This is a genomic window from Cyanobacteriota bacterium (assembly GCA_025054735.1).
GTDB lineage: Bacteria > Cyanobacteriota > Cyanobacteriia > SKYG9 > SKYG9 > SKYG9.
Genome location: JANWZG010000137.1, coordinates 1 through 9,079 on the forward strand (window position 1 = coordinate 1; position 9,079 = coordinate 9,079).

The 9,079-nt window shown below is 49.3% G+C and carries 9 protein-coding genes; 4 read left to right on the forward strand and 5 right to left on the reverse strand.

All coding sequences use genetic code 11. From position 1 onward, the window contains the following. From NZ772_08335 to proC, 3 genes are all read left to right on the forward strand, one after another. Window positions 1–1,203 (forward strand): chloride channel protein (locus NZ772_08335; GenBank protein MCS6813560.1); only part of this gene is annotated, 1,203 nt, incomplete at its 5' end. Window positions 1,204–2,190: 987 nt separating this feature from the next. Beyond that, the gene (locus NZ772_08340; protein MCS6813561.1) at window positions 2,191–2,814 is read left to right on the forward strand and encodes a cell division protein SepF; all 624 of its coding nucleotides are present in this window, start codon (window positions 2,191–2,193) and stop codon (window positions 2,812–2,814) included. A gap of 91 nt (window positions 2,815–2,905) precedes the next feature. Continuing rightward, entirely contained in the window at window positions 2,906–3,727 is an 822-nt protein-coding gene (proC, locus tag NZ772_08345) for a pyrroline-5-carboxylate reductase (protein ID MCS6813562.1), read from the forward strand. Window positions 3,728–4,052: 325 nt separating this feature from the next. On the opposite strand, the gene NZ772_08350 is transcribed toward proC, so the two are convergent. Continuing rightward, the gene (locus NZ772_08350) at window positions 4,053–4,799 is read right to left on the reverse strand and encodes a hypothetical protein (GenBank protein MCS6813563.1); all 747 of its coding nucleotides are present in this window, start codon (window positions 4,797–4,799) and stop codon (window positions 4,053–4,055) included. A 901-nt stretch (window positions 4,800–5,700) separates the two neighbouring features. Then, entirely contained in the window at window positions 5,701–5,853 is a 153-nt protein-coding gene (locus NZ772_08355) for a hypothetical protein (GenBank protein ID MCS6813564.1), read from the reverse strand. A 100-nt stretch (window positions 5,854–5,953) separates the two neighbouring features. Between NZ772_08355 and NZ772_08360 the strand changes: the two genes are divergently transcribed. Continuing rightward, window positions 5,954–6,163, forward strand: a complete 210-nt coding sequence (locus NZ772_08360; protein MCS6813565.1) for a hypothetical protein — start codon at window positions 5,954–5,956, stop codon at window positions 6,161–6,163. A 16-nt stretch (window positions 6,164–6,179) separates the two neighbouring features. On the opposite strand, the gene NZ772_08365 is transcribed toward NZ772_08360, so the two are convergent. From NZ772_08365 to NZ772_08375, 3 genes are all read right to left on the reverse strand, one after another. Beyond that, entirely contained in the window at window positions 6,180–7,217 is a 1,038-nt protein-coding gene (locus NZ772_08365) for an ABC transporter permease (GenBank protein MCS6813566.1), read from the reverse strand. Window positions 7,218–7,335: 118 nt separating this feature from the next. After that, on the reverse strand, window positions 7,336–8,115 hold the full coding sequence (locus NZ772_08370; GenBank protein MCS6813567.1) for an ATP-binding cassette domain-containing protein: 780 nt from the start codon (window positions 8,113–8,115) through the stop codon (window positions 7,336–7,338). A gap of 20 nt (window positions 8,116–8,135) precedes the next feature. Then, window positions 8,136–8,735 carry a DUF4126 domain-containing protein gene (locus NZ772_08375; protein ID MCS6813568.1) on the reverse strand — a complete coding sequence of 200 codons (600 nt, stop codon included), beginning with the start codon at window positions 8,733–8,735 and terminating at the stop codon, window positions 8,136–8,138. Between the last annotated feature and the right edge of the window lie 344 nt (window positions 8,736–9,079).

Sequence of the window (9,079 nt, forward strand, 5' to 3'; positions counted from 1 at the left end):
TATCTTGGCTTGGGTCTGCTGGCTAGCCTTGTCTCTATCACCTTTACCCAGACAATCAAGCTAGCCCAATCCTGCTTTGGCGGACAAGTGGCACCCCTAACGTGGCTGGGTCAAATTCCTCGTGCTCTGCATCCAATCATGGGCGGCGCAGTAGTGGGCATCACTGCTCTAGGATTTCCTCAGATTATGGGGGTTGGCTATGAGACGATCGAGGCCATTCTCCGCGATGTGGAATTCTCTCTGCCGTTGCTAGTTATCTTGCTGGTCACGAAGCTAATTGTTACGGCGGTCAGCTCTGGCAGTGGACTGGTGGGTGGCATCTATGCCCCAGCTCTTTTTCTGGGATCAGCCCTAGGGGCCTCCTACGGCAAGGTTTTACAGATCCTCTTGCCTGACAGTGTTAGCATTGCTGCTCCCCCTGCCTATGCCATGGTTGGGATGGCTGCTGTCTTAGCAGGTAGTGTGCGTGCGCCTCTGACCTCAATCTTGCTACTGTTTGAACTCACCCGTGACTACCGCATTGTCTTGCCACTAATGGCGGCTGTGGGGCTGAGTGTATGGCTAGTGGACTACCTAAAACCCATGGCCACAGGGTTGAATTTGCAGCAGATGGGGGTTAATGTTGACCGTGACTACCGCCAAGAGTTGCTACACCAACTGCGTGTAGAGGAAGCCATGCAAGTTAACGTCCTGATACTGCCACAAACCATGTCTATTGTGGAAGTGGGTCAAATCTTGCTGAGCTACCATGCCCATAGTGCCCTCGTGACTGATAGCCATGGTAGGCTGCGTGGCATTGTGACTCTTCAAGATGTGGATCGTGCCCTCAGCCGAATTATCCAGACTACTGGTGCGCTAGCCAATTCCCCAGAAGCTCTGGTACCAGATTTGCCTGACCTGGGCACTATTTGCACAACAGATGTGATCCATACATACCGGGATGAGTCCCTAGCGACTGCCCTTGACCGCATGGCATCGCGTGGGTTGCACCAACTGCCCGTTGTAGACCGCAGCAACCCTGACCGCATCGTGGGCTTACTTGACCACGACAACATCACCCTAACCTGTAGCCTAGCGGCAACTCGCCAAGGATTGCAAACCTATCAACAGACTAGCTATCGGGGTGCGATCGTCACTCCTGTGACCAGTGCTGAACCTGTGATAGCTGTTAGCACCCAGCAATCATTACAAAACGCTAGCTAATTGCTGTTGTCTTCACCATAACCAAGTTTAAGAATAGTTTAATTTGAAATTCACCTGTGACATTGGCGCAGTTTTGAGCCAGAATACATAGGCTGTAGCGATCGTCTGTTAAACACCTGACGATTAAGCGCGTGCCAGCGTAGCCATAGCTATGTTTGCAAGCTAGGGAGTTTGGCCCCAAGTTGACCTCCTTAGAATGACGGCAATTCTGGCAATTCTATTGGCTGCCAGTCATTTAATGGCTGTTAGTTAATAGCTGTCAGTCACCAATTCATTCGCTAGCCAAGTCAGTTGCATGATATTAGGAAATTCTTAAGGTTTTCTTTCGGAAAAATCAGCCTGATTGAGCAGTACTAGTGTGAACTTTGTTGCATCTTTCACAAGGCAAGCGCTAGAACTGATAGCAGCTAGCAACGCAGTAGAATCCCTTGTCCATGATCTTTTGGCTTGGAGGCTACTGTCCATAACTTATTTTTAGATTGCCGGAAGAACCGCAAATAGTCAGATTACAGCACAAAAAATTAACCTAGCTAAAAGGTTCAATTTTTAAATCTGGTGTTATACTACTGACTCAATTCCAAGGCTAGTGATGGGTTAAATCCCGCTATGCTGGTGGTTTCTGTTCGCTGGTTAAGCTGTGGATTGAGTTACTGTCAAAGCAAGTAAGTTGTTTTTGGTGGTGGTTGTCTGTGTAGTTTGATTGTTGCGAATGGCAAAGGTAGGTTCTGCACCATAAAAATGGTATTGAACTTACCGGGTTGTGTGGTTAGAGTGTAGAGAAGATTCAATGCTAGCAATCAATGTCCTTGGCAATGTCCTTAGGTGGTTTGTTAGCAATGTCATAAAAAACCTTGCGGATTTTCTGCAAGCCTCTAGATAAAATCATGGTTCTTAGCAACACCCATAATCCTGCCCGCTGAGGCAATGGATAGTGGTTCTTTAAAGAGCCTTGTTTAGTTAACCCCTAGCAGTGATGGAGCATAGGCAGTGAGTAGTATCTTCACCAAGTTACGTGACTTTGTGGGTCTAAATGACCCAGTTGATTACGAAGAGTATGAGTATGAGGAAGCTCCTGAAGCAGACGAATATCAGGAACTCTATCGTGAGCAACATCCCCAGAAGCCCCCAGCACCAGCAGCTATGCCTGAGGAAGATAGCCGGGTTCGTCGTCGTTTGCGGGAGCGTTCTCCCTTGACCGCCAGTGAAGTTGGAATGTTAGGTGGAAATGGATCTATGAGTAATGTAATTGGGATGCCTGGTTCGGTGAATGGGATTTCTGAGGTGGTGGTGATGGAGCCACGATCGTTTGAAGAAATGCCCCAAGCGATTCAAGCTCTGCGAGAGCGCAAGTCAGTAGTCTTGAACCTAAACGTTATGGATCCTGATCAGGCCCAGCGCGCCGTTGATTTTGTTGCAGGTGGCACCTATGCGATCGACGGTCACCAAGAGCGTATTGGCGAGAGCATTTTCCTGTTTACTCCAAGCTGTGTGCAGGTCACCACTCAGGCAGGTGTCAGCCACGAAGCACCTCAGCCAGCCCGGACTCCTACCCGCCCTGCTACAGCTCCAACCCCTGCCTGGACCACAGAACCATCAGCGCGGATGGCATAGGCTCATCAAATTGCTCAATATACCCTGCTCTCTGGCACAATAGTTACCTCACAGGTTGTTGGAGCCAGAGATTTTTTTTGAGGTATACCCTATGGTCAAACAGCTAGCACTCATTGGTGGGGGCGTTATGGGAGAGGCACTACTGTCAGGCTGGCTAGCGCAGAACGTGGTGCAGCCTACAGCAGTATGGGTCAGTGATCCCCTAGCAGCGCGCCGTCATGAGTTAGCAACTCGATACCAAGTGCACGTGACGGATGACAATCGAGCAGCCATTACTGATGCAGCGATCATCTTCCTGGCTATCAAGCCCCAACTGTTTGCAGCCGTAGGTGCAGAGTTAGCGCCAGTAGTAGCGGCTGTGCCAGTCGCTCAAAAGCCGTTGGTTGTTTCAATTTTGGCAGGCACCCCCCTACACAAGCTAGAAGCTGCGTTTCCCGACTGTCCTGTGATTAGAGCCATGCCAAATACTCCAGCAACCGTGGGGGCAGGCATGACAGCGATCGCGGCTGGCCGCTGGGCAACACCTGACCATAGCCAACAAGCCCACCATTTGTTAACAGCCGCTGGCGATGTAGTTGAGGTGCCAGAATCCCTTATGGATGCAGTGACTGGTCTTTCTGGGTCTGGCCCCGCCTATGTAGCGTTACTGGTGGAAAGTCTAGCAGACGGCGGAGTGGCGGCTGGGTTACCGCGGGCGATCGCCGCTAGGCTAGCCCTACAAACCGTCATGGGAACTGCCCAACTACTGCACCAATCTGGAATGCACCCAGCAGAGCTGAAGGATCGGGTTGCCAGTCCCGGTGGTACCACGATCGCAGGCATTCTGGCCCTGGAACAAGCAGGGTTTCGCTCTGCCCTGATGCAGGCAGTAATGGCAGCAACCGAGCGATCTAAAGCCCTGGGACAGTACTAGGACAGTAATAGTCCGGTGACTCTACAACCCATAGGACGACATTAGTCCCACATTGCAGGGAGATGATGAGAACTAACCTCTCTCTTCAGCAGCAGCTAATAAACCCTTGCTTTACCACCGATATCTCTGTACCCCCACTGCAAGGGGGGTATGGGGCGTTTCTGCATCAGCTTAATTCTCGCCCCGCAATGCCTACACATGCTTCACCACGCTAGGCAATCAGCGCAATAAACACCTGCGCCAAAAGATCATCTACTGAATAGATCATGAATAGATCACTCTGTAGTCCCCGATGCGATAGCGCTAATAACCCTGCAAATCTCCCTTAAGCGCTTTGTCCAGTTGTAATTTTATCGAGGTGCCACTTGAGTAATTTTAGTTCGCGCAAATAGCGCCGTAGGCAAGCTGCACCTTGCAGTCCCAATAGGATGAGTAACTGGATCTCATAATCCCTCAGGAAAGGCAATCCTAGATTGATTGCACTTGTGCCGACAAATATGATAATGCTGTCCAAACGCAGTTCCCTAAAATTGCTCGCTAAATCGGGACGCTTGAGGAAGGTAGCTAGCATTACCAAGTAGGTGAGAAAAGTAAGCTGACCTGCAAAAATTACGCCCCCAATGGGTAGGTTCAGCCAAGAAGCCTCTCTGAGAATAGCCTGCAGGACGATCAGAACCAAACTAATTCCCTGTAACCACGCCGTAGCCACAATCCACTGTCTACCTAAATTGCAATCAGGGGTTTGCAAGCAAAACCATACCCCCCTAAGTTGCATTGCCAAGCTGATCCCAAGACAGAGCACGATAGGCGTGAAGAACCCTAACAGACTGAAGGTGAAGATGCCCGAAAATATGCCTATCACAAAAGCGATCGGCAAGAAGCAGGAGACCACTATGCCCGTTCTCACCAGCCCAATCCCTTCTTTAGTTCCTGTGAACCTACGATCCAAGTGGTTTGGCGGGTCTAGCCGGTAAAACTTGCGATTTTTGAGTAGGATTCGATTGTGACACTTATGGCAATCCATGCCTGTAGATACGTAGGGAGACTCTACCCTCAACGGAAAGTTAGGCAAGGTAGGTGTTCCACAGTAAGGGCATTCGCCAGCAAAAGTACCAGACTGAGCCGAATACTGCTTGATGTGGAGAATGAAAAGCAGTATGCTGAACGCACCAAGAGCCTGAATAAATTTGCCCAAGCCGATGAAAGAGGAACCAGCAAAAAGCGGAAGGACAGTACCGAAAACCAAACAGCCAATACAAGTGCCTACCACAGACACAATTTCGCTACTACTAGTTGCCTCGAACCGAGCATTCTTAAAAATTGATCCTGAGCTTGACATGGAATTACTGCTTATCTCTAGAACTTTGTCGCAAAGCTAGCACAAGGTCAGATGCAGCAACTGATGGTGACTTATTAAGTTGACGTTAGGCAACTCACCCAACCCAAAACTGTCATATCCCCGCCGACTAGTTACATAAGGCTCCCCTTTCCCAATCAAAAACCCTCTACTAGGGCTAACAACATACTGGTTCGGGTCAACGGCAGCAGATGCCTAGAGCTTAGCACCAGTAGCTCTCAACCGTCCACTACATTTGAACTGTTGGGCTGCTGCAAATGCCACTAATTTTTGCCGATGCTCGAATTATGGAGATGCTTGTTTAAGCATTAGCCTAATCTCAATATCAAATGTAGGGATTTTATTGACTACAACATCCCGAACAATGTCATAGTCAACACTAAAGTAGCCATGAATTGATCAATCAAGCATCCCAGCTATAGAGTTTCGTGCCAAAATCCCATGAATATTGCCACTGGTAAGCAATGCTGTCAGAGTTCGTGCAATTGAAGAAGAGTTAGACGGAGGTATAGTTCTTCCTGCTATAGGGCTGAGAAATCTTGTAGATCTAACATGCGGGTTGTACTAGCGCGATCGCCATCACTGTAGGTTAGGTTGAGGCTTTGCGAAATCCAACCTACAAGAGCTGAGCCATACCAATGACAACGATCGCCCTCACGCCTTGCCAAAGGAGAACAAGCCATCTGACAACGACGGTTTCGGCAACACCAGATTCGAGGCGATCGCGACAGTGTTCAGATGTTGCCCCAATTGCCCGCAACGCTGCCACGATCGAGTGCTGTACCCTGTCCTATAGGTTTTACTAAACTATAAGTCAAGCAGGTTTTACTGAACCATAATCAGCTATGGTCAAATAGTGGGATAAGGTCATGGTTAAAGATGGTCAACAACGATCGCTACCCAACATCCAACAACTGATTCGTGAAGTGATTAACTCTGGCAAGCTCACCCGTCAGGAGTATATGGCGCTGACCTTGGCGATGTTATCGAATCAGCGTCTTTCAGAGGACGATCGCCAACAAATTAACCGTGTGTTTGACAATATTCAAACGGCTCAAATCAAGATTGTTGATTCCTGACCAACTAGCATGGTAGTTAGTCACCGTCAGCCTGCCCAAGGCGTTGCTCAATGGCTAGTCCTATGGCAATGAACAGTACCGTTAACCCTTGGATAGCATAGACAATGGTGACAGGTACTCCAGCACTGCGTTGCATAACGTTAGCACCACCATTCAAGGCAGCAAAAAATAGCGATGTGAGGATCACGCCAATAACACTACCTCGACTGAGAAAGGCAATCGCAATTGCATCGAACCCATAACCCGGCGAAAATTTTTCAAACAGACGATGCTTGAGTCCCATGACCTCACCCGCACCTGCTAGTCCTGCTAGTCCACCTGCTAGGGTTAGGGCCAGTACGATTGTCCGCGCAACTGAAATTCCCGCATAACGAGCAGCCGTTGGATTGCGACCCACAACATCAATTTGGTAGCCTAAGGCAGATTTTTGCAAACCAATCCAGAGGACGATCGCTGCCACGAGACCTAATATCACCCCAGCATGGGCTTGGCTCTGGGGCAAGATAATGGGCAACCATGCCGACGGTGCCAACAACGGACTAAAGGGACTAGGAGCCTTGGGTTCCATCAGTGGGCCTTGCACCAGATAGCTAATCAGATTCAACCCGATGTAATTTAGTAACAAGGTTGTAATCACTTCATTGACACCCCGCACGGCCTTCAGATATCCCGGTATAAATCCCCAGATGGCACCAAACAGAAAACCAGTTACCAGAGCCAGCGGCAGGTGAATGATAGTGGGTAATCCCTTTACGTAAAGCCCTACAAGAGCACTTCCCAGCCCCCCCAGATAGATTTGTCCTTCACCACCAATGTTGAACTGCCCAGCCCGGAGGGCCACTAGCACCCCTAAGCTACTAAACAAGAGTGGCGATAGCTTGGTTAGAGTGTTGCCTAGACCGTAGTAGTTGAACAATGATTCGGTAAAGAGGATGCCATAGGCTCGAAGGGGATTCACGCCTACCAAGCTGATTAGCCCAGCTCCAACCAAGAGCGCTGCTAAAATTGCTACCAAGGGTGTGAAAAGCGATCGGCCCTTGACCAATATAGTCATGATGCCCATGGAATGAGATGATTTGGGGATGAAAACCATAGGGGAACGAAGTTATCAAGAACATTAGACTAGCATTAGGGCATTGGTGACTGGCGGCAACAGCACCTTTCTGCGGGGATTAGGCCAAGGGTAGCCCGTTGTCACGGGTTTGCAGACAATCTAGAAATGCCTGCGCTTCTGGCTCAGGTGAGGCTAAAAACTCCTCTGGCGTACCCAATACGATCAGTTGACCGTTGTGCATCAGGCCAATACGAGTAGCTAGGCGAAAGGCCTCTTGGATGTCGTGGGTAACAAAGACGATCGTTTTGCCCAAGGCAGTTTGCAAGCGCTGTAGCTGACGTTGTAAGTCTAGGCGGGTAATGGGATCTAGAGCAGCAAAGGGTTCATCCATTAGCATTAGGGGAGGATCTGCAGCCAAGGCACGGGCAACCCCGACCCGCTGGCGCTGCCCCCCCGATAGTTGATGGGGATAGCGATCAGCAAATTGACTAGGATCTAGCCCTACCATATGGAGTAACTCATGCACACGGGCTTTAACCTGCAATGATTTCCAGCCTAACAATGTGGGAACTAGTCCTATATTCCGTTCGATGGTGAAATGGGGAAATAGTCCAGTTTCCTGAATCACATAGCCAATCTGTCGTCGAAGCTGAATAGCATCCCAGGCGATCGTTGGTTTTCCCTGTACCCAGACTTCACCACTAGTCGGTGTCAAGAGGTGATTAATCAGTTTCATGGTCGTGGTTTTACCGCTACCACTGCGCCCCAGAAGCACCAATACTTCACCCCTATAGACTTGGAAGGTCAGATCCCTAAGGAGGGTACGAGCAGCCACCTGGTAACTCACATGCCGAAACTCAACTACTTGACCAGCAGCACTGGTGGTACTTGAAACCATAGATTTAGATTTAGTTAGATTTAGTCAGGATTTTGTTTATACCGACGGGGTTGATTACGATGGTGAGAATCTGCCTGCTCAACATACCACCGTCGCCATTCCACTGAGCTACGGAGCGCAAACCACAATAGTAGCATCGCAACAATGCCACCTTGCTGTGGTTCTTGAAAGGCAAAAATCACCAGCGCAACACACAGCATATCTTGGAGCAAAACGACCCAAAGGGGTAGCCCGCGCAGGCGATAAAACCAACCCACCTGCACCAATTGCATCACAAGCGCTAGTAAGGCACACACTGTAGCAATGATGCTAGTCAGCCAACTGGGAATGTCTGTAGCTTGAACGATCGCCACGCCCATAATGGCTCCGACAATTGGGCTAAAGCCTAGTTGCACGAATTGCAAAATGCGTTGCCCTAGCAGTTGAGTCGATGCTAGCAGCTCAAACAGCGACCAACTCACCAGCACACCAATCACAATCGGGGGAGCGATCGCATTCAAAATCGGTACCTCGTACCAAAGGTTGTCGCCGCTCATAAGACCAATCAACAACAGCGGCAATGCAATACGTCCAACGCCCACAGCAGCAGCAGCAGACAGGGCAGCGAGGAGTTCAATCATAACTGTTGTCAAGTGCAGATGACGATGCTAACACCAGTGCCAACAGAAACTAGTTCGCAGCGGACAATTAGCAGATTCCCTTTAATTTAATGTTACATGCTTGGTCAACGATGCCCACAGGGCACCACACTATTTTCTAGACAAAACTCTAAAGGTCATTGTGGTGACTACTCTTGGCTGTGGCTAAATTTTTCATGGAACCTTGAGTCTTCTGCACGAGCCTCTAACGGCAACCATGTACTAATTAAGCAAGTTGTTGCCATGGCCGCTAAGATGAAAATTGACCACTCCTACAGGTCACTAAAGGCGTTGCTGCGCAGAAATATAACTCTCGTGCTTGAGCT

Bases quoted from the DNA above. Each gene is read 5' to 3' on its own strand.
- NZ772_08370 (MCS6813567.1), bottom strand. From the start codon at position 8,115: ATGGTTTCAAGTACCACCAGTGCTGCTGGTCAAGTAGTTGAGTTTCGG.
- NZ772_08360 (MCS6813565.1), top strand. From the start codon at position 5,954: ATGGTTAAAGATGGTCAACAACGATCGCTACCCAACATCCAACAACTG.
- NZ772_08375 (MCS6813568.1), bottom strand. From the start codon at position 8,735: ATGATTGAACTCCTCGCTGCCCTGTCTGCTGCTGCTGCTGTGGGCGTT.
- proC (MCS6813562.1), top strand. From the start codon at position 2,906: ATGGTCAAACAGCTAGCACTCATTGGTGGGGGCGTTATGGGAGAGGCA.
- NZ772_08365 (MCS6813566.1), bottom strand. From the start codon at position 7,217: ATGACTATATTGGTCAAGGGCCGATCGCTTTTCACACCCTTGGTAGCA.